The organism is Streptomyces sp. NPDC039462, assembly GCF_055639375.1.
In genome coordinates, this window is sequence record NZ_JBVKAO010000002.1 from 89897 (window position 1) to 109478 (window position 19582).

16 protein-coding genes and 1 pseudogene are annotated in these 19582 nt (G+C 71.4%); 9 read left to right on the forward strand and 8 right to left on the reverse strand.

Going from position 1 to position 19582, the window contains the following annotated elements; all coding sequences use genetic code 11:
- Window positions 1–65: 65 nt before the first annotated feature.
- On the reverse strand, window positions 66–1316 hold the full coding sequence (locus tag ACZ7LU_RS11145) for a polyamine ABC transporter substrate-binding protein (protein ID WP_471916570.1): 1251 nt from the start codon (window positions 1314–1316) through the stop codon (window positions 66–68).
- Window positions 1317–1385: 69 nt separating this feature from the next.
- Window positions 1386–2888: a gamma-aminobutyraldehyde dehydrogenase gene (locus tag ACZ7LU_RS11150; RefSeq protein ID WP_471916571.1), complete on the reverse strand. Its 1503-nt coding sequence runs from the start codon at window positions 2886–2888 to the stop codon at window positions 1386–1388.
- A 207-nt stretch (window positions 2889–3095) separates the two neighbouring features.
- Here ACZ7LU_RS11150 and ACZ7LU_RS11155 point away from each other — a divergent pair, with 207 nt between their 5' ends.
- Window positions 3096–3653: an NADAR family protein gene (locus ACZ7LU_RS11155; protein WP_471916572.1), complete on the forward strand. Its 558-nt coding sequence runs from the start codon at window positions 3096–3098 to the stop codon at window positions 3651–3653.
- Window positions 3654–3666: 13 nt separating this feature from the next.
- Here ACZ7LU_RS11155 and ACZ7LU_RS11160 read toward each other — a convergent pair whose 3' ends face one another.
- Window positions 3667–4953: an MFS transporter gene (locus ACZ7LU_RS11160; RefSeq protein WP_471916573.1), complete on the reverse strand. Its 1287-nt coding sequence runs from the start codon at window positions 4951–4953 to the stop codon at window positions 3667–3669.
- Between the two features lie 143 nt (window positions 4954–5096).
- Here ACZ7LU_RS11160 and ACZ7LU_RS11165 point away from each other — a divergent pair, with 143 nt between their 5' ends.
- Window positions 5097–6416 (forward strand): aminotransferase class I/II-fold pyridoxal phosphate-dependent enzyme, encoded by a 1320-nt coding sequence (locus tag ACZ7LU_RS11165; protein ID WP_471916574.1) that lies wholly within the window; start codon window positions 5097–5099, stop codon window positions 6414–6416.
- A 229-nt stretch (window positions 6417–6645) separates the two neighbouring features.
- Here ACZ7LU_RS11165 and ACZ7LU_RS11170 read toward each other — a convergent pair whose 3' ends face one another.
- Window positions 6646–7347, reverse strand: coding sequence for a DUF4190 domain-containing protein (locus ACZ7LU_RS11170; protein ID WP_471916575.1), 702 nt, complete (start codon window positions 7345–7347; stop codon window positions 6646–6648).
- 150 nt (window positions 7348–7497) lie between these two features.
- On the opposite strand from ACZ7LU_RS11170, the gene ACZ7LU_RS11175 reads away from it, so the two are divergent.
- Both ACZ7LU_RS11175 and ACZ7LU_RS11180 read left to right on the forward strand, forming a co-directional pair.
- The gene (locus ACZ7LU_RS11175) at window positions 7498–8574 is read left to right on the forward strand and encodes an adenosine deaminase (RefSeq protein WP_471916576.1); all 1077 of its coding nucleotides are present in this window, start codon (window positions 7498–7500) and stop codon (window positions 8572–8574) included.
- A 21-nt stretch (window positions 8575–8595) separates the two neighbouring features.
- Window positions 8596–9279, forward strand: a complete 684-nt coding sequence (locus ACZ7LU_RS11180; protein WP_471916577.1) for a glycerophosphodiester phosphodiesterase — start codon at window positions 8596–8598, stop codon at window positions 9277–9279.
- A gap of 38 nt (window positions 9280–9317) precedes the next feature.
- Here ACZ7LU_RS11180 and ACZ7LU_RS11185 read toward each other — a convergent pair whose 3' ends face one another.
- On the reverse strand, window positions 9318–9956 hold the full coding sequence (locus ACZ7LU_RS11185) for an NADPH-dependent F420 reductase (RefSeq protein ID WP_471916578.1): 639 nt from the start codon (window positions 9954–9956) through the stop codon (window positions 9318–9320).
- A 78-nt stretch (window positions 9957–10034) separates the two neighbouring features.
- Between ACZ7LU_RS11185 and ACZ7LU_RS11190 the strand changes: the two genes are divergently transcribed.
- Together ACZ7LU_RS11190 and ACZ7LU_RS11195 are read left to right on the forward strand one after the other, a co-directional pair.
- Window positions 10035–10406 (forward strand): winged helix-turn-helix transcriptional regulator, encoded by a 372-nt coding sequence (locus tag ACZ7LU_RS11190; RefSeq protein WP_471916579.1) that lies wholly within the window; start codon window positions 10035–10037, stop codon window positions 10404–10406.
- Window positions 10407–10499: 93 nt separating this feature from the next.
- Window positions 10500–10661 carry a hypothetical protein gene (locus ACZ7LU_RS11195; protein ID WP_468718077.1) on the forward strand — a complete coding sequence of 54 codons (162 nt, stop codon included), beginning with the start codon at window positions 10500–10502 and terminating at the stop codon, window positions 10659–10661.
- 158 nt (window positions 10662–10819) lie between these two features.
- On the opposite strand, the gene ACZ7LU_RS11200 is transcribed toward ACZ7LU_RS11195, so the two are convergent.
- From ACZ7LU_RS11200 to ACZ7LU_RS11210, 3 genes are all read right to left on the reverse strand, one after another.
- Entirely contained in the window at window positions 10820–11983 is a 1164-nt protein-coding gene (locus ACZ7LU_RS11200; RefSeq protein WP_471916580.1) for a polyamine ABC transporter substrate-binding protein, read from the reverse strand.
- Between the two features lie 144 nt (window positions 11984–12127).
- The gene (locus ACZ7LU_RS11205) at window positions 12128–14731 is read right to left on the reverse strand and encodes an MXAN_6230/SCO0854 family RING domain-containing protein (RefSeq protein WP_471916581.1); all 2604 of its coding nucleotides are present in this window, start codon (window positions 14729–14731) and stop codon (window positions 12128–12130) included.
- A gap of 171 nt (window positions 14732–14902) precedes the next feature.
- On the reverse strand, window positions 14903–16342 hold the full coding sequence (locus ACZ7LU_RS11210; RefSeq protein ID WP_471916582.1) for a gamma-aminobutyraldehyde dehydrogenase: 1440 nt from the start codon (window positions 16340–16342) through the stop codon (window positions 14903–14905).
- 165 nt (window positions 16343–16507) lie between these two features.
- Between ACZ7LU_RS11210 and ACZ7LU_RS11215 the strand changes: the two genes are divergently transcribed.
- From ACZ7LU_RS11215 to ACZ7LU_RS11225, 3 genes and pseudogenes are all read left to right on the forward strand, one after another.
- Window positions 16508–17053, forward strand: a complete 546-nt coding sequence (locus tag ACZ7LU_RS11215; protein WP_468089325.1) for an Lrp/AsnC family transcriptional regulator — start codon at window positions 16508–16510, stop codon at window positions 17051–17053.
- On the forward strand, window positions 17038–18417 hold the full coding sequence (locus ACZ7LU_RS11220) for an aspartate aminotransferase family protein (RefSeq protein ID WP_398308635.1): 1380 nt from the start codon (window positions 17038–17040) through the stop codon (window positions 18415–18417). The genes ACZ7LU_RS11215 and ACZ7LU_RS11220 overlap by 16 nt, the downstream gene beginning before the upstream one ends.
- 198 nt (window positions 18418–18615) lie before the next feature.
- Window positions 18616–19353, forward strand: a pseudogene (locus tag ACZ7LU_RS11225) (ABC transporter ATP-binding protein); the annotation flags it as partial.
- Between the last annotated feature and the right edge of the window lie 229 nt (window positions 19354–19582).

Genomic DNA, 19582 nt, shown 5'->3' on the forward strand with positions numbered 1-19582 from the left:
GCGCGGGGAACTGCGCGAGCAACCACGACGGAGCCGCGGACGAATCCACGCCGCGGCGCAGCCGCCTACGCCCCCGTGAGCTTCGCGAACTTCTGTTCGTACGCGGTCTCTTCCTTCGGCGTCAGCGACCGGAAGGCCCGCGACTTCTCCTTCATCTCCTTGTCGGGGATGATCAGCGGATTCGACGCCGCGTCCTTGTCGATCTTCGCGAGCGCGTCCCGCACGCCGTCGACCGGACAGACGTAGTTGATGTACGCCGCGAGGCGGGCCGCGGGCTCGGGCTCGTAGTAGTAGTCGATGAGCCGCTCGGCGTTCTTCTTGTGCCGTGCCTTGTTCGGGACGAGGAGATTGTCCGTGGACGTGATGTAGCCCTGGTCGGGGATGTGGAAGTCCACGTCCGGGTTGTCGGCCTGCAGCTGCACGATGTCGCCGGCCCAGCCGAGGCACGCGGCCATGTCGCCCTTGGCGAGGTCTGAGGTGTAGTCGTTGCCGGTGAAGCGGCGGATCTGCTTCTTGTCGACGGCCTTCTGGAGGCGGGCGATGGCCGCGTCGAAGTCGTCGTCGGTGAAGTCCCCGGGGTCCTTGCCCAGGTCGAGGAGTGTCATGCCGACGGTGTCGCGCATCTCGGAGAGGAATCCGACGCGCCCCTTCAGCTTGGGGTCGTCGAGCAGCTGCGACACCGAGGTGATCTTCTTCCCGCCGGTCGCCTTCTTGTTGTACGCGATGACCGTGGAGATGCCGGTCCAGGGGTACGAGTAGGCGCGTCCCGGGTCCCAGTCGGGGTTGCGGAACTGGGCGGACAGATTGGCGTACGCATGAGGCAGGTTGGCCGGGTCCAGTTTCTGGACCCACCCGAAGCGGATGAGCCTGGCGGCCAGCCAGTCGGTGACGCAGATGAGGTCGCGCCCGGTCTCCTGGCCCGCCGCGAGCTGAGGTTTGAGCTTCCCGAAGAACTCGACGTTGTCGTTGATGTCCTCGGTGTACTTGACCTCGATCCCGGTGCGTTTCGTGAACGCACTGAGGGTGGGCCGCCGGTTCTTGTCCTTCTCGTCGACGTCCATGTACTCGGTCCAGTTGGAGAAGGCGATCCTCTTCTCCTGTGCCGAGTGGTCCTCGGACGAGACGTCACCCTGGCCCTTGCCCGCCGCGGGGATCCCGCAGGCGCTCAGCGCCCCGAGTCCGCCGACGGCGAGCGCGCCGCCCGTGGCGGCGCGCAGCACGCCACGGCGGGTCAGGGAGGCCCTGCCGTTCCTGAGGCTGCGCTGCATGGCGGCCAGCTGGGCCGGGGTGAAGGGGTTTGGCTCGTACTGCTCCATGCGCGTGATTGCCCTTTCGGGAGGAAGGCGGCCGCCGGTCGTGCGGCCTGTGACGACGTGGCTACGTGACTACCGGTCCCCGAAGATCGTGCGGTGCCAGTCCTTGCGGGCCACCGCTGTGTTGTCGAACATGACGTGCTTGATTTGCGTGTATTCCTCGAACGAGTACGCGGACATGTCCTTTCCGTAGCCGGATGCCTTGTATCCGCCGTGCGGCATCTCGCTGAGGATCGGGATGTGGTCGTTGACCCACACGCAGCCGGCCTTGATCTCGCGGGTCGCGCGGCCCGCGCGGTACACGTCGCGGCTCCAGGCGGAGGCGGCGAGGCCGTACGGGGTGTCGTTGGCGAGCCGGATGCCCTCGTCGTCGCTGTCGAAGGGGAGCACGACGAGCACGGGCCCGAAGATCTCCGACTGCACGATCTCGCTGTCCTGTGCGGCGTCGGCGATGAGCGTGGGCTTGTAGAACGCTCCGGGGTGCTGGAGCGCCTCCCCGCCGGTGACCACGCGCGCGTAGGACCGGGCACGGTCGACGAACCCGGCGACGCGGTCGCGGTGCACGTGCGAGATGAGCGGCCCCATGTCGGTGCTCGGGTCGAACGGATCGCCGAGCCGCACGCTCTCCATGAGGTCGGCGACGCCCTGCACGAAGGCTTCGTAGAGCGGCCTCTGCACGTACGCGCGCGTGGCGGCCGTGCAGTCCTGCCCGGAGTTGATGAGCGCGCCGGCGACCGCGCCGTGCACGGCGGCGTCGAGATCGGCGTCGTCGAAGACCACGAAGGGTGCCTTGCCGCCGAGCTCCAGGTGCAGCCGCTTGACGGTGGCGGTGGCGATCTCGGCGACGCGCTTGCCGACGCCGGTGGACCCGGTGAAGGAGGTCATGGCGACGTCGGGGTGCCCGACGAGGTGTTCACCGGCGTCCTTCCCCGCGCCCGTGACGATGTTGACGACACCGTCGGGGATGCCGGCCTCGGTCGCCGCCTGCGCGAAGAGGAGCGAGGTGAAGGGGGTGAGCTCGGCGGGCTTGAGGACGATGGTGTTGCCCGCCGCGATCGCCGGGAGCACCTTCCAGGCGGCCATCTGGAGCGGGTAGTTCCAGGGCGCGATGGACCCGACGACGCCGATCGGCTCACGGCGTACGTACGAGGTGTGGTCGCCGGTGTACTCACCCGCCGACTGGCCCTGGAGGTGCCGGGCCGCGCCCGCGAAGAAGGAGGTGTTGTCGACGGTCCCCGGGACGTCGAACTCCCGGCTCAGCTTGATCGGCTTGCCGCACTGCAACGACTCGGCCTGCGCGAATTCCTCGGCGCGGTCGGCCAGGACGCCCGCGAAGCGGTGCATGGCATCCGAGCGCTCGCCCGGGGTGGCACCCGCCCAGCCGGGGAACGCCTCGGCGGCGGCGGCGACGGCGGCGTCCACGTCGTCACTTCCGGCGAGCTCGTACGTGTAGACCTCGTCGGCGGTGGCGGGGTCCACGACCGCGTGGGTCCGGCCCGACGTGCCCTTGGTCAGCCGCCCGGCGATGTACTGCGCACCGTCCGCGAAGTGGTCCCGCGCCTGGAAGTTGTGCATGACGCTCTCCTCCGCCGCCCTCCCCGTCCCGCGGGGGTCGGCGTAGCTCCAGATCGATTTGAGTGCCGATCCTGACAGAGCAGTGATAGTCCAACAAGTGATTCCGTTGTTGCCTTTTGGTTACGCGACGGAATCTGTCGACCAGGTGTCGAGTCGGCCCGGAAAACCAAGGACGGAGTGTCAGTGGTGCGTGTCAGACTCGCGTGCATGACGAAGATCGACTCGGTCCGTTCGGCGGAAGCGCTGGCCGACGCGGTGCGCGCCGGCGAGAAGGTGAAGTACCTGCACTTCTGGGGCCACACCCCGCGCCGGGACGGCTCGCTGGGCCCGAGCTGCCTCAGCCAGTGGTGGCCCTCGCCCTTCACCGTGGACGGCGTGGAGTACGCGACGGCGGAGCACTGGATGATGGCGGCCAAGGCCCGCCTCTTCGACGACGCGGAGGCGGAGCGGGCGGCCCTCGCGGCCCGCACACCCGCCGAGGCGAAGAAGGCGGGGCGGCTCGTGCGGGGCTTCGACGAGGCGATATGGGCGCGCGAGCGGTTCGGCATCGTGGTCGCGGGCAGCACGCACAAGTTCGCCTCGGACCCCGCGCTCCGGGAGTTCCTCGTCGGGACAGGCCGGCGTGTCCTGGTCGAGGCGAGCCCCCTGGACCGCGTCTGGGGCATCGGCCTGGCGGCCGACGACCCGCGCGCGGAGGACCCCACGAAGTGGCGGGGACCCAACCTGCTGGGTTTCGCGCTGATGGAGGCGCGGTCCCGGCTCTGAGCGGCGGGGCGTCTCAGGTGGTCCGGGGCGCCGGAGTTTCGCCCGCCACGGGATCGCCGGCCACTGGATCGCCGGCCACCGGATCGCCCGCCGAGGCTTGATCCGTTGCGGCTCGGTCCGTCGCGGGGCTCTGCCGGATCAGCCGCTTCCGTACGAGACGGCTCTGCGCCGCCACCGTCACGATGACCCCCGCGCCGAGGACCGGCCAGGCGAGCGGGCCCGCCGCGATCACGGCGGTGACCAGGAGCGGTCCGCCGCTGCGCTGGGCCGACGACGAAAGGCCGTGCACCCCGAGGTAGGCGCCCTGGGCGTCGTCGGGGGCGAGCGCGATCGAGAGCTCCCACGAGGCGATGGCGTGCAGGATCTCCGCGAAGGTGAGGGCGACCGCCGCGAGGGTGAGGGCGGCGACGGCGAGCCACGTGCCGCCGAGCGTGGAGGCGGTCAGGGCGGCACACCCGACGACGAAGCAGGCCGCCAGCGGGACGAGCAGCGCGCGGGCCCGCTCCGGGGTGCTGCCGAACCGGGACAGAGGGACCTGGCAGCAGACGACCAGTACGCAGTTGAGCACCATGAGGAGCGGCGCGAGACCGTGCGGGGCGTCGGTGGCGTGGACGATCCACAGGGGGATGCCGACCTGGAGCACCGCGTCGTCGAGGAAGAGGGCCGCCTCGGTCACCGTGAAGAGCAGATAGGAGCGGTCGCGCCAGGGATTGGACGGCGGGACGGCCGGCGCGGTCGCCGAGGAGTCGGCGACCAGACGGGACGGCGAAGGCGGTTCGGCGCAGCGCAGCGTGAGGGCGGCGGCGACGAGAAAGCTGATCACGTTGCCGATGAGGAGCGCCTGATACGCGTGCGTGGTGCCGACGGCGAGAGCGAGCGCCCCGGCGAGACCGCCGAGGGCCCAGCCCGCGTTGGAGACGGTGCGCTGCACGGCTTGGTACGTGGTGCGCTCCGGGCCCGCGATGCGGGCGGCGTACAGCTTGGTGAGCACGTTGGCACCGCGGTCGGCGAGGCTGTTGACGGCCGAATAGAGCAGGAGCAGCGCGAAGTTGTCCGTCGTGAGCAGCGCCAACAGCGCGACGGCTTGCTGGAGTTGGGCACCGATGATGATGCGGGTGACCGGGAAGCGGTCGGCGAGGTGGCCCGCGAGCGGCGCGCCCGCGATGCCGACGGCGCCCGAGACACCTAAGAGCAGGCCGACCTCGGCGACGGAGAGACCGGTGACCAGAGTGAAGTAGAGAGCGGCCGCACCCATCCAGAGGCCGGTGCCCGCCTTGTTGATCAGGGCGATCCAGAGCATGCGACGGCCGTCGGCACCCCCTGGTATGCGTGCGTACAGCGCGGACCGTCGACGGCTGAGGCTCACTCATCCCCCTTGGCTCGACCTTGGCTTGGCTCACTGCGGCTTGACTCGGCACTTTGTACCGGTACATAATTCTCTATGTGGCAGCACAATATGTGATCAGTGGCTCGACCGCCAAGGGCATTACCGCGTCGGTCGAACAGGCCGTGGCCGACGGCGGGTTGGCGCCGGGCGCCGCGCTGCCTCCGGTGCGCAGGCTCGCGGATGAGCTGGGGGTCAGCGCCGGCACGGTGGCGACGGCCTACAAGGAACTGCGGCAGCGCGGCATCGTGGTGACACGCGGCCGGGGCGGCACCGTCGTGGCACAGGCCCCGGCGGTCGGGACCCGCAGGCCGCCCAGGGCGCCGCGAGGGGTGCGCGACCTGGCGGGCGGGCATCCGGATTCGTCCCTGCTGCCGGTGCTGATGCCACCTGCGCGGGTGGAGCCGGTCAGCGGTTCGCACCGCGCGGCGCCGCGCCTCGCGGGCCTGGAGGAAGTGGCCCGGGAGTGGTTCGCGCGGGACGGGGTGCCCGACGGCCGGGTGACCTTCGCGCACGGAGCGCTGGACTGCATGGCCCGGCTCCTCTCGGTGGAGCTGAAGCCGGGCGACACGGTGGCCGTGGAGGATCCCGGATTCCACCATCTCCTCGACCTCGTACCGGCGTTGGGGCTCCGCATGACGCCCGTGGCCGTCGACGACGAGGGCATCAGGCCGGAAGCGCTGCGCGGAGCACTGCGGGCGGGCGCCCGGGCCCTGGTGTGCAGCCCGCGGGGGCAGAACCCGATGGGCGGCCGCTTCACGGCGGCGCGGCGCGAGGCGCTGCTCGCCGTCCTAGACGGCTACCCGGACGTGCTCGTCGTCGAGGACGACCACAACGCCGAGGTGGCGGGGGCGGCCCCGCACTCCCTGGCGACCGGCGGACTCCCGCGCTGGGCGCAGGTGCGCACCGTCTCCAAGCACCTGAGCGTCGACCTGCGGTGGGCGGCCCTCGCGTGCGACGCCACCACGCTGGCCAGGCATGAGGGGCGCATGCTGCTCACCTCGGGCTGGGTCAGTCACATACTCCAGGAGACGGTCGAGCGGACGATGACCGACCCCGCGGCGCGCGAGGTGGTGGGCCAGGCGGAGCGCGCCTACACGGAGCGGCGCGAAGCCCTGATCCGCGAGCTCGCGGGGCACGGCATCGCGGCGCGGGGCGCAAGTGGGCTGAACGTATGGGTGCCGGTGCGAGACGAGTCCGCGGTCGTCAACGGGCTGCGCTCGCGGGGGTGGTGGGTGGCAGCGGGGGCACGCTTCCGCATCGCCGCGCCCACCGCCGTGCGCATCACCACGTCAGCACTGGAGGCACCGGACGCGGCCCGCCTCGCCGCAGACTTCGCCGCCGTACTCGACGAGTCGGAGGCGACGTATGGGGGATGACGTGGGGGGGTGAGTGACGGGGGGGGAGGGCATGCACGGCTCCCCAGGGGCGCGGGGAACTGCGCGAGCAACCCCCACCGACCCGCACGATACGAACGACCCAGAGGCCACCAAGCCGAGGTCACACACCCGGGTGAGGAACAGCAGTCCTACCCAGGGGCGCGGGGAACTGCGCGAACAACCCCCACCGACCCGCACGAGCCACACGCCCCAGCCCGAGCGACCCGGCCTACACCACGAGCAGGATCACCAGCAGCGCCACACCCAAGGCGCTGCCCACCGCCCCGCAGATGATGCCCGCGAGGGCCTGGCCCCCGTTCGTCGCCTCGCCGCGCCGCGCCTTCCCGCGCCCCAGCGCGCCGAAGATCACCGCGAGGATGCCGAGGACGATCGCCAGCGGCCACAGGCAGAAGCCGGCAGCCGCGGTGATCCCGAGGACGAGCGCCGCCACACCCATGCCGTTCGCGGGCGCCATCGGCATGGCGGGCCAGCCGTATCCGGGGTATCCAGGCCCACCCTGACCACCCGGCCGGCCCGGGTAGCCGGGATAGCCCGGGTAACCCGGGTAGCCGGGATGGCCAGGCTGACCCGGGTAGCCGGGATGGCCAGGGTGCCCGGGCTGACCCGGGTGCCCCACGTACCCCGGATAGCCCTGCTGCTGCCCCGGCCCGTCCGGCGAGATCGGAGGCGGCGGCACCGGCTCCCCGGGCGCCGCGAAGGGACCAGGGCCTCCGGCCCGCGGAGGCGGAAACGGCGGCGGACCCGCTCCCGGCACCGAGGCGTCCGCCCACTGACCGTGCACCGGCGACGGCGGCCCCGGCCGCTCCGGCGGCACCGCGTCCTCCGGAGGCGGCGCCCACAGATCACGCTCCCCCGGCGCCTCCGCGCCACCCGCGCCGGGCACGGCGTCGTCCTCGGACTTCGCGGACATGACGGGTCACCTCTTTCGTACGTTCCGTCATGCTACGGCCCTCGCTTTGCCCAGGCCGACCACCGGCCCCGACCACCCCCACCGACCGCCGCCTACGATGAGCCCCGACCCACCGATCAGCCGATCAAACCCGTTCCTGGGGAGGAAACCGTGACCGAGCAGCAGACCGCAGCCCCAACGACAGCCGGCGACCCGCAGGCGTTCCCGCACGCGTTCATCGCCGGACTGCCCAAGGCGGAACTGCACGTGCACCACGTCGGCTCGGCCTCCCCCCGCATCGTCTCCGAGCTGGCCGCCCGGCACCCCGACTCCGCGGTGCCGACCGACCCCGAGGCGCTCGCCGACTACTTCACGTTCACGGACTTCGCGCACTTCATCCAGGTCTATCTGTCCGTCGTGGACCTGATCCGCACCGCGGACGACGTGCGCCTCCTCACCTACGAGGTGGCCCGCGACATGGCGCGGCAGAACGTGCGGTACGCCGAGCTGACCATCACCCCGTACTCCTCCGTCCGCCGCGGCATCGACGACCGCGCCTTCATGGACGCCATCGAGGACGCCCGCAAGGCCGCCGAGAGAGAGTTCGGCACCGTGCTGCGCTGGTGCTTCGACGTTCCCGGCGAGGCCGGGCTCGCCTCGGCCGAGGAGACGCTCCGGCTGGCCGTCACCGACAAGCTGCGCCCCGAGGGCCTGGTCTCCTTCGGGCTCGGCGGGCCCGAGATCGGCGTGCCGCGCCCGCAGTTCAAGCCGTACTTCGACCGGGCGATCGAGGCGGGCCTGCACTCGGTGCCGCACGCCGGGGAGACCACGGGCCCCGAGACCGTCTGGGACGCCCTCACCCACCTGCGGGCCGAGCGCATCGGCCACGGCACCACCGCCGCGCAGGACCCGAAACTGCTCGCCCACCTCGCCGAGCACCGCATCCCGCTGGAGGTCTGCCCGACCTCGAACATCGCGACCCGCGCGGTCCGCACCCTCGACGAGCACCCGATCAAGCAGTTCGTGGACGCCGGCGTGATCGTCACGGTCAACTCCGACGACCCGCCCATGTTCGGCACCGACCTGAATGCCGAGTACGCCGTCGCCGCGCGCCTCCTCGACCTCGACGAGCGCGGCATCGCGGCCCTCGCGAAGAACGCCGTCGAGGCGTCCTTCCTGGACCCGGCGGGCAAGGCGAGGATCGCCGCCGAGATCGACACGTACACGGAGACGTGGCTCGCGCCGTGATCCCGTGACCACAATGGGCCCATGCGCACCGTGACTGCAGTGGCCCACCGAGGCGATCCCTACCGCGTCCGCGAGAACACGATCCCGTCCCTGCGCTCCGCGATCGAACGGGGCGCGGACGCGGTGGAGATCGACGTCCGCCTGAGCCGCGACGGCGTGCCCGTGCTGCTGCACGACGACACGCTCAAGCGGCTCTGGGGGTACGAGCGCCCGCTCGCCGCCCTCTCCGCCGCCGAGGTCCACGGCCTCACCGAAGGCGGCGTGCCGACGCTCGAAGCCGCCCTCGCGGCGACGGAGGGGCACCGGCTCATGATCGACCTGCCGGGTGCGACGTACGACGACGTGCGCGCGGTCGTCGGAGTCGTCGCGGACCACGGGGCGGCCGAGCGCGTGTACTACTGCGCGGGCGGGCAGACGATGCTGGCCGTGCGCGAGGCCGATCCCGCCGCGGAGATCGCCCTGACCTGGACGACCCTGGCCCCGCCCCGCCCGGTCCTGCTGGACGCGGTCAAGCCGCGCTGGCTCAACTACCGCTTCCCGCTGGTCGACCGCGACCTGGTGTTCCAGGTGCACCGCCAGGGCCTGCTCGTCTCGGCCTGGACCCCGGACACGCGCCGCTCGATGCGCCGCCTGCTCGACACGGGCGTCGACGCGATCACCACCAACCGCATCGACGTCCTGCGCGCCCTGCGCGGCCCCGCCTGAGCCACACCGCCCAGGCCCTGCTCCGGCTCCGGTTCGGCTCAGACGGACCGGAGGGGCGGCAGCATCGCCTGCGCGTCCGCCCCCTCCCCCACCCAGAGGCCGATCACCAGTACCGCCGTCGCCTCCAGCAGCCCCGCCCGCTCGAGGCCGCCGGCGGCGAGCGGTCGGCAGCCGAGGTCCCGCACCAACGCGTGTACGACCGCCTGCGCGCCCTCGTCGTCACCGCAGACCGGAACCGCCAGCGGGCGCCCGTCGAACACGGGCGGGTCCATCCGCCACACGTCCACGTGGCAGAGGTTGAACGCCTTGACCACGTGCGCGCCCGGCGCCGCGTCGGCGAGGCGGCGGGCCGCCGAGGGACCGCCGTCCGCCTCCGTGAGAAGGCCGAAGCCGGGACCCACCGGATTGGAACAGTCGATCAGCACCCGCCCCCGAAGGGCGGCTGCCAGCCCTGCCGCCACCGGGACCCCGGCCGCGTACGGCAGCGCGAGCAGCACCGCCTCGCCGAACTCCGCCGCCGTCCGTATCGCGCCGTGCCGCACGGCACCGATCCGGGCGGCGAGCGCGGCCGCCGCGCTCTCGTCGCGCCCGCCGACCATGACCTCGTGGCCCGCCCGCACCCACCGCGAGCCGAGCGCGTCCGCCATGCCACCCGTGCCGATGATGCCGATCCGCATGCCGCTTCCCCTCGTCGTCCGGCTCGGTCGCCGGAATCAAGGACGACAGTAGGAAGCCGCTCGGGCACCATTCGGTAAGTGACCACCGAACACGACCTCCTCGCCGACTGCCGCGCCCGCCTCGCGTTCGACCTGCTCGCCAACACCTGGAACGCCGTGGTGCTGTGGTCCCTGCGGCACGGCCCGCGCCGCCCGCGCGAGTTGCGCGAGCGCATCGGCGGCATCAGCCCCAAGATCCTCACGGAGACACTGCGCCGCCTTGAGTACAACGGCCTCGTGACCCGGGAGTCGTACGCCGAATCACCACCTCGCGTCGACTACGAACTGACCCCACTGGGCAGGACATTGCTCGGACCCATCGAGGCCTTCGGGGCATGGGCGTACGAGCACGGGGACGCGGTCATGGCAGCACAGGAGCGGACCGACGGTGACCACGACCGATCCCCCTAGGGGTAACCCCGGCCGACGCCCCTGACGTCACGGCCTGTCGCCCCCGAACCCACTTTCGCAGCAGGTCTGCAACGCACGGAGGTCGGCGACAAGGTGCTGTGGTTCAAGACCGGCTCTCGTTACGGCTACACGAACATCATCGCCTCCACGGAGAACGGCTCACGTACCCTCGTCTACTCGGTCAACGCCACCGACGCGAAGGGCAAGGACATTCACCCGGTGGCCCAGCGCATCGTCGCGGCCGCACTCCGCTGAGCCCGCGCGCCGGGCGACGAACGAACAGGGGCCGGAGGGCATCATCAAGGCGATGCGGCTGGCGGACCCCGGCCCGCGCTTCAGGTGCGCGCCACCAACGGCGCCTGGTGGTACAGCGACCTCGTGCAGCACGAGGCGCCGCTCGCCGGTCCCGGCGCTCACAACCCCGCCAGCGCGTTCCACCGCTTCGCGAACTCCGTGCGCTCCTTCGACGTGATGTCGCGCGCGATGACGAGCCGCTCTCGCATCGCGTCGTCCGGGAAGATCAGCGGGTCCTCGGCCAGGGCGGCGAGTTCCTTGTCCTTGGACGAGGCGAGGACGTCGCGGGCCGCGGGGACGGGGCAGACGTAGTTGACCCAGGCGGCGAGCTCCGCGGCGACCTCGGGCTCGTAGTAGTGGTCGATGAGCCGCTCGGCGTTCCGCTTGTGGCGGGCCAGGTTGGGGATCATCAGGGACTCGGCCCACAGCTCCGCGCCCTCCTCGGGGACGACGAACTCGATGTCCGGGTCGTCCGCCTGGAGCTGGATGACGTCGCCGCTGTAGGCCTGGCAGGCCAGGACGTCGCCGCTGGAGAGGTCCTTGATGTAGTCGTTGCCGGTGAAGCGGCGGATGTGGTGGCTGTCCACCATCTTCTCGACCTTGTCGCACATCCGGTGGAAGTCGTCGGCCGTCCACTTCCTGATGTCGACGCCGTCGCCCTGGAGCAGCAGTGCGAACGCCTCGTCGAGGCCGGAGAGGAGGGTGACCCGGCCCTTGAGGTCGTCCGCCCACAGGTCGGAGACCTGTTTGATCTCCCGGCCGACCTTCCGCTTGTTGTACGCGATGCCGGTGATGCCCGACTGCCAGGGGACGGTGTACTTCCGGCCCGGGTCGAAGTGCGGGGAACGGAGGAGAGGGTCCAGGTACTTCGTGACGTTGGGCTGCGCGGCCCGGTCCATCTCCTGCACCCAGCCGAGCCGTACGAAGCGTGCGCACATCCAGTCGCTGATGACGATGAGGTCGCGGCCGGTCTCCTGGTGGTTCATCAGGGACGGGCTGATCTTGCCGAAGAACTCGTCGTTGTCGTTGATCTCCTCCGTGTAGCGGACGTCTATCCCCGTCCGCTTCTCGAAGGCGTCCAGCGAGGGGCGCTTCGTCTTGTCCTTGTCGTCGGTGTCTATGTAAAGCGGCCAGTTGGCGAAGGCCAGCTTCTTGTCCTGGCGGGAGCGGTCGCGCGCGGCCCGCTCCCCCGGCTCGATGTACGCGGCGGGCACCCCGCACCCCGCGAGCACGCCTGCGGCCGCACCGCCGCCCAGGGCGCGCAACAGGGAACGGCGGTGCATCGGACGGGACGCCGGACGGGCTGAGGAGGCTCTGGGGTTCGCTCGCACCCCGGCAGCATGCGCCTTCGCGCGCGGGCGCGGCAATGGACGCAGCGTCGAGCCCCGCGGCGTGGAGCCGACACCTTGTCGATCAGCCGGGGCACGTCACGCGGGGTCCAGCCAGGCCGCCAGGTCGCCCGCGGTGACCCGCTCCAGGGGCGCGGCGTCGACCGGCCCCGGGTACAGGCGGTACGCGGTGCCGGAGGCGGCGTCCGCCGCGCCGGGCAGGTCGCCGTGCAGCAGCGCGAGCAGGGCGGCGCGGCCCGTCAACTCCGGCTCGGCGCACAGGGAGTCCGGCTCCCAGCCGTCCCGTACGCGCAGCGCGAAGTCGGCGCGCGGCTCGTCCGCGGCGCGGCGGTAGCCCCACAGGACGTGGCCGCGGCCCCGCACGTACACGTCGCCGTCGGTGCGGGCCGCCGCCGTCCAGCAGGCGAGGTCCCACAGGGTGGCCCGGCCGCGGGGCTGGAAGGTGTCGAGCAGGTCGTTGCCCATGCGGCCGATCTGCTTGCGGTAGCGCCACACGTCGTGCCCGGCGCCCGTGGTGGCGAGGGTGACATCCGCCCACCAGGCGCGCCGCGTCCGCAGATCGACGATCATCGGCACGCGCAGCTTCGCGTCGCCCCCAAGGTCGAAGCGCTGCCGCACGGTCCGCGGGTCGTAGACGGCCCGCTCCTCGCCCTCCACCGCCATGAACCCCGCGAAGGCGTCGGGCAGTTCGTCGAAGGGCACGTCGTTGTACGAGAGGACCGCGGGCACGACGAACCGCACCCCGGTACTCGCGAGCCGCGGCAGGTCGAGGTCCAGGTACTCGGTGGCGCCGTGCGGTGCGGGCGCGGAGGTCAGGTCGCCGGAGTGCCGGGCGGCGCCGCCCGCGTGCTCCAGCTGCGTGTAGTCGCAGAGGCCGACGAAGCGCCACTGGTCGTCGTAGAGCGCGACGGACAGGTCGAGGTCGACGCGCGTGCCCTTGGGCTGGGTCCAGTGCAGGAAGAGCCGCACGGTCTCGCTGTCCGCGGGCATGGGCAGGGAGCTGCCGCGCGGCACGGCGACGAGCGAGGCGGCGGACGCGCGCTCGGCGAACGGCACGGGCAGGTCGGCGAGCGCGGCGTCCAGGACGGCCACGTCGTACCGCTCCCCCTCGCGCGCGGCGAGGCGCCGGACGGCCTCCGCCGCGATGAGCTCGCCGGCGCGGCCCGCGACGCGCGAGGGCAGCGGCGGCCGGTGGTCCTCGACGGCGTACGCCTTGGTGACGCGTCCGCGCGGGAAGAAGACGCGGCGGTGTCCCGGCACGGCACGGATCTTCATGCGGCCGTACGCGCCGAGCAGCGGTCCGGGGCCGGAGCGCGGCAGGGCGTCGGCGAGCGCGTCGCCCACCGTGTCGGGGAGGGTCGTGGAGCCCGAGCGGGCGAGCAGCAGGTCGAGCCGGCGCAGGAGCTCACCGGGGCGCTCGCGCAGGAGACGCACCGCCGCTTCGACGTCCCAGTGGGCGAGGGCCTCTTCGACGCGCCCCTGCCAGGTGACGACGCGCAGCCGGTCGCCGGTGAGGCGCACGGCGTCGTGCCGGGCGGCCTCGGCGAGCAGCACCTCGCCGAGCGCGCCGTCGCGCACACGGGTCCCGCGCAGGGCGGCGAAGGCGAGCGCCACGCGCGCGTGCCGGTGGGCCTGCTCGAAGGGGTGCAGTATTTCGCCGACCCGCTGCCACGCGCGCGGGTGGCGGGCCATGTCCTCGGCGAGGCGCCGGAAGTCGAACCCGTCGAGCAGGGCGAGGAGTTCCCGGCGCACGGGCCGCGGCAGGCCGCGCAGGCGCGGGAGTTCGAGCAGGTCGGGGTCGCCCCCGGAGCGTACGACGAGCAGGCGCAGCACGTCGGTGGCCGTGTCGGCGTACCGCGCGACGAGGGGACGCGCGTCGGGGATGTCGAGCAGCGGCGCGAGGGCGAGGGCCTTGCTCTCGCGCAGCGGGATGGCGGCCGGGAGCCAGTTCGCGGCGGCGGCCGGGTCCAGGCGGCCCAGGAGCAGGACGAGGTCGTCATGGTCCTGCGGGTCCAGGGGTGTGCGGCGGGCGAGCAGCGCGGTGAGCTCGGCGGCGGCATCGCCGGGGGCGCCGAGGCGCAGGGCACGCAGGACGGGGCCGCCGTCACCGCCGAGACCGGCGCCGGTGTCGAGCCAGGGGTCGGTGGGTCCCTCGGTCTCGTAGCGCTTCTCGCAGATCGGGCAGGTGTACCACTCGCAGCACTGGTCGCAGCAGTACCAGATGTCCCTCTTGTCGCCGAGGCAGGAGTCGCACAGCAGGTGGGCGCAGGGGTCGAGCGCGCGCACGCGTGCCTTGGTGCCCGCGCAGTTCATGCAGGGCTGGTGCGGCTGGGCCGCGAGGTACCGGGCGACGACGGTGGTGTAGCGGTCGTACGCGGGCTGGTAGGCGGTCTCGGCGGGGAACCGCGCGAACAGCGGCGCGTGGCGCCGGTCGGAGCCCATCAGCGCGTCGACGTCGGCGAGCAGCGCGCGCCCGGTCGCGGCGAGGTCGTCCACGGAGAGCGCGGTCAGGGCGCGGCGCAGCGGGGCGGTCAGCAGGTGCCCGCGGTCGGCGAGTTCGGCTTCGAGGACGACGACCGCGGCGTCGGTCACCGCGGAGCGTCCGGCGCCCTCGGGGACGTACACGCTCTGCCGGCGGCGCAGCAGCAGCCCGGCGAGGTCGTCGGTCGTGGTCGTCGTCATCAGGTCCCACCCCCGTGGTGCAGAGAAAAGCGGGGGCGGGGAGTGGGTGCGCTACGAATCTTTTTGCATAAGAAGAAAGAAGGAAGCACACCGCGGAGCCGCCCCCGCGTACACAACGGTACGCGGGGGCGGTGGGGCCCGGCATCTCAATTAGCCCAGGCCAAAGAGGTACTAGCCCTCGATCGAGGTCATCACGTGCTTGATGCGCGTGTAGTCGTCGAAACCGTACGCCGAGAGGTCCTTGCCGTAGCCCGACTTCTTGAAGCCGCCGTGCGGCATCTCCGCGACGAGCGGAATGTGCGTGTTGATCCAGACGCAGCCGAAGTCGAGGACCTTGGACATGCGCATCGCGCGCGCGTGGTCCTTCGTCCAGACGGAGGAGGCGAGCGCGTACTCGACGCCGTTCGCGTACTCGACGGCCTGCGCCTCGTCCGTGAAGGACTGGACGGTGATGACCGGGCCGAAGACCTCGTTCTGGATGATCTCGTCGTCCTGCTTGAGGCCGGAGACGACGGTCGGCGCGAAGAAGTAGCCCTGCTCGCCGACCCGCTGGCCACCGGCCTCCACGCGCGCGTGCGCGGGCAGCCGCTCGATGAAGCCGGAGACCTGCTTCAGCTGGTTGGCGTTGTTCAGCGGGCCGTAGAGCACGTCCTCGTCGTCCGGCTGGCCGGTCTTCGTGTCGGCGGCGGCCTTGGCGAGCGCCGTCACGAACTCGTCGTGGATGGACTCGTGGACGAGCACGCGCGTGGCTGCCGTGCAGTCCTGGCCCGCGTTGAAGAAGCCCGCCATCGAGATGTCCTCGACGGCCTTGGCGATGTCGGTGTCCTCGAAGACCACGACGGGCGCCTTGCCGCCGAGCTCCAGGTGGACCCGCTTGAGGTCCTTGGACGCGGACTCGGCGACCTGCATGCCGGCGCGCACGGAGCCGGTGATGGAGGCCATCGCCGGCGTCTTGTGCTCGACCATCAGACGGCCGGTGTCGCGGTCGCCCGTCACGACGTTGAAGACGCCGGGCGGCACGATGGAGCCGATGATCTCGGCCATCAGGACGGTCGACGCCGGGGTGGTGTCGGACGGCTTCAGGACGACCGTGTTGCCGGCCGCGAGCGCCGGGGCGAACTTCCACACGCCCATCATCATGGGGTAGTTCCACGGCGCGACCTGCGCGCAGACACCGATCGGCTCGCGGCGGATGATGGAGGTCAGACCCTCCATGTACTCGCCCGCGGCGCGCCCCTCCAGCATCCGGGCCGCGCCCGCGAAGAAGCGGATCTGGTCGACCATGGGCGGGATCTCCTCGGACCGGGTGAGTCCGATCGGCTTGCCCGTGTTCTCGACCTCGGCCGCGATGAGTTCCTCGGCCCGCTCCTCGAACGCGTCGGCGATCTTGAGCAGGGCCTTCTGCCGCTCGGCGGGCGTCAGGTCCCGCCAGGCGGGGAACGCGTCGGCGGCGGCCTTCATGGCGGCGTCGACGTCGGCCTGGCCCGAGAGCGGCGCGGTGGCGTACGCCTCGCCGGTCGCCGGATTGATGACCTCGGTGGTCCGTCCGTCGGCCGCGTCCCGGAATTCTCCGTTGATGTAGTTGCGCAGACGGCGCAGCTCGGTGGTCACTTCCGCGGCCCTCCAAGTCAGATGTCCAGTGGATGAGACACCCACCCTAGTCGCTGTACCGACGCTTTCAACATACCCAGCGGCCCAGAACTGCGGAATCCGTGAGGATCGGAGTCGCAGACAACGAATTTCATCGATCTGGCCTTGCGGAAGTGACGAGACGTCGTGCACAGTGAGGTCGTGGCAAGTCGCAGCGCAGACCCCAGCAGCCCTCGCGGCTCACGCACCGGGAATCCGGGCGGGAGCGGCAGTGGGAACGGCACCCCGCCCGTGGACGCCGTCTCTCTGGCGATCATCGAACAGCTCCAGGAGGACGGACGCCGTCCGTACGCCGCCATCGGCAAGGCCGTGGGCCTCTCCGAGGCGGCCGTGCGCCAGCGCGTCCAGAAGCTGCTCGACCAGGGCGTGATGCAGATCGTCGCCGTCACGGACCCGCTCACCGTGGGATTCCGCAGGCAGGCGATGGTCGGCATCAATGTCGAGGGCGATGTGGACCCGGTCGCGGACGCCGTGGCCGCCATGCCGGAGGCGGAGTACGTGGTGATGACCGCGGGCTCGCACGACCTCCTCGTGGAGATCGTCTGCGAAGACGACGACCACCTGCTCGAAGTCATCAACAAGCGCATCCGCGCCCTCCCCGGCGTGCGCTCCACCGAGAGCTTCGTCTACCTCAAGCTCAAGAAGCAGACCTATATGTGGGGAACCCGATAGCCGTGAGCAAGGACCTCAGCCAGACCGCCTACGACCACCTGTGGATGCACTTCACCCGCATGTCGTCGTACGAGAACGCGCCCGTTCCCACCATCGTGCGTGGCGAGGGCACCTACATCTACGACGACAAGGGCAAGAAGTACCTGGACGGCCTCTCCGGCCTCTTCGTCGTCAACGCGGGCCACGGCCGTCACGAGCTCGCCGAGACCGCCTACAAGCAGGCCCAGGAGCTGGCCTTCTTCCCCGTGTGGAGCTACGCCCACCCGAAGGCCGTCGAGCTCGCCGAGCGCCTCGCGAACTACGCGCCGGGCGACCTCAACAAGGTCTTCTTCACCACCGGTGGCGGCGAGGCCGTCGAGACCGCGTGGAAGCTGGCGAAGCAGTACCACAAGCTCACCGGCAACCACACGAAGTACAAGGTCATCTCGCGCGCGGTCGCCTACCACGGCACCCCGCAGGGCGCCCTGTCCATCACCGGCCTGCCGGCCCTGAAGGCCCCCTTCGAGCCGCTCGTCCCGGGCGCGCACAAGGTGCCGAACACCAACATCTACCGCGCCCCGATCCACGGCGACGACCCCGAGGCCTTCGGCCGCTGGGCCGCCGACCAGATCGAGCAGGAGATCCTCTTCGAGGGCCCGGAGACGGTCGCCGCCGTCTTCCTGGAGCCGGTGCAGAACGCGGGCGGCTGCTTCCCGCCCCCGCCCGGCTACTTCCAGCGCGTGCGCGAGATCTGCGACAAGTACGACGTGCTGCTCGTCTCCGACGAGGTCATCTGCGCCTTCGGCCGCCTCGGCACGATGTTCGCCTGCGACAAGTTCGGTTACGTACCGGACATGATCACCTGCGCCAAGGGCATGACCTCGGGCTACTCCCCGATCGGCGCCTGCATCATCTCCGACAAGCTCGCCGAGCCGTTCTACAAGGGCGACAACACCTTCCTGCACGGCTACACCTTCGGCGGCCACCCCGTGTCGGCCGCGGTCGGCATCGCCAACCTCGACATCTTCGAGAAGGAGGGTCTGAACCAGCACGTCCTCGACAACGAGGACGCGTTCCACCAGACCCTGAGCAAGCTGCTCGACCTGCCGATCGTCGGCGACGTCCGCGGCAACGGCTTCTTCTACGGCATCGAGCTGGTGAAGGACAAGGCCACCAAGGAGACGTTCAACGACGAGGAGACCGAGCGCGTCCTGTACGGCTTCCTCTCCAAGGCGCTGTACGACAACGGCCTGTACTGCCGTGCCGACGACCGCGGCGACCCGGTCGTCCAGCTCGCCCCGCCGCTGATCTCCACGCAGGAGACCTTCGACGAGATCGAGGGCATCCTGCGCCAGGTCCTCACGGAGGCGTGGACGAAGCTCTGACCGGCCATCAGGCCCGTCGTATGATCGAGTGATCAACACCGGCCCCGGGGGCACCCGTTCGAGTGAGAACGGGCGCCCCCGGGCCGCGTCCTTTCCGGGCAAGTCCACCGGAATCCCTAGCGTGCCCAGTGACCGATCGGCCCCGCCTTCGTTCCCCCGTACGGGGGAGGCAAACTGATCTGAACCGAGGTGTACGCCATGGTGGCCCCGCCGGACAACGACGTGCTGTGGGCACGCGCACTGCACGTCACACACAACGGCTCCCCCGCCCTCACCGGCGTCTCGCTCGGTGTCCGCGAGGGCGAGATCCTCGCCGTCAACGGCCCGCGCGGCTGCGGCAAAACGACACTTCTGCGGTGTCTGTCCGGGCAGCTGCTTCCCCAGCAGGGCGAAGTGTGGTTCAACAGCACCCCCGTCCACACGATGCGCCCCCTCGTGCGGGAACGGCTGCGCCGCGACCGCTTCGGCTGGATCGACCCCGCGCCGCGCCTCGTCCCCGAACTCACCGCCTGGGAGAACGTCGCCCTGCCGATGATGCTGCGCGGCACCTCCCGGCGGGTCGCCAAGTCCACCGCCCACGAGTGGCTGGACCGCCTCGACATCGGCGCGTGCGCCCGTAAGCGCCCGCACGCCCTGCTGCAGGCCGAGCGGCAGCGTGTCGCCATCGCCCGCGCCCTGGTCACCACGCCGTCCGTGCTCTTCGCCGACGAGCCGACCGCTCCCCTGCACCGCGCCGACCGCGCGCACGCGCTGCGCACCCTGACGACGGCGGCCCGCTCGCACGGCATCACCGTCGTCCTCGCCACGCACGACGCGGAGGTCGCCGCCCTCGCGGACCGGACCGTCGCGCTGCTCGACGGCCGACGCGTGCACACGGTGCATCTGCCGGCTGCAGAGGGGGTGGCGGCCGAGGGGGCGGGGCCGGGTCCCGGTTCGGGTTCCGGATCGGGTTCGGGTTCCGGATCGGGTTCGGGTTCGGGTTCGTCCGAAGCTCCGGTCGAGGTGAGCACGTCACACACGGTGGATGCGCCCAGCACACCGAGCGCTCCGAGCACTCCCAGCACTCCGAGCGCTCCGACCACGGAGGCGCCGGTCGGCTCATCCCCTACCGTCAGCACCGCGAGCACCGCCAGTACCGCGAGCACCGCCAGTACCGCGAGCACCG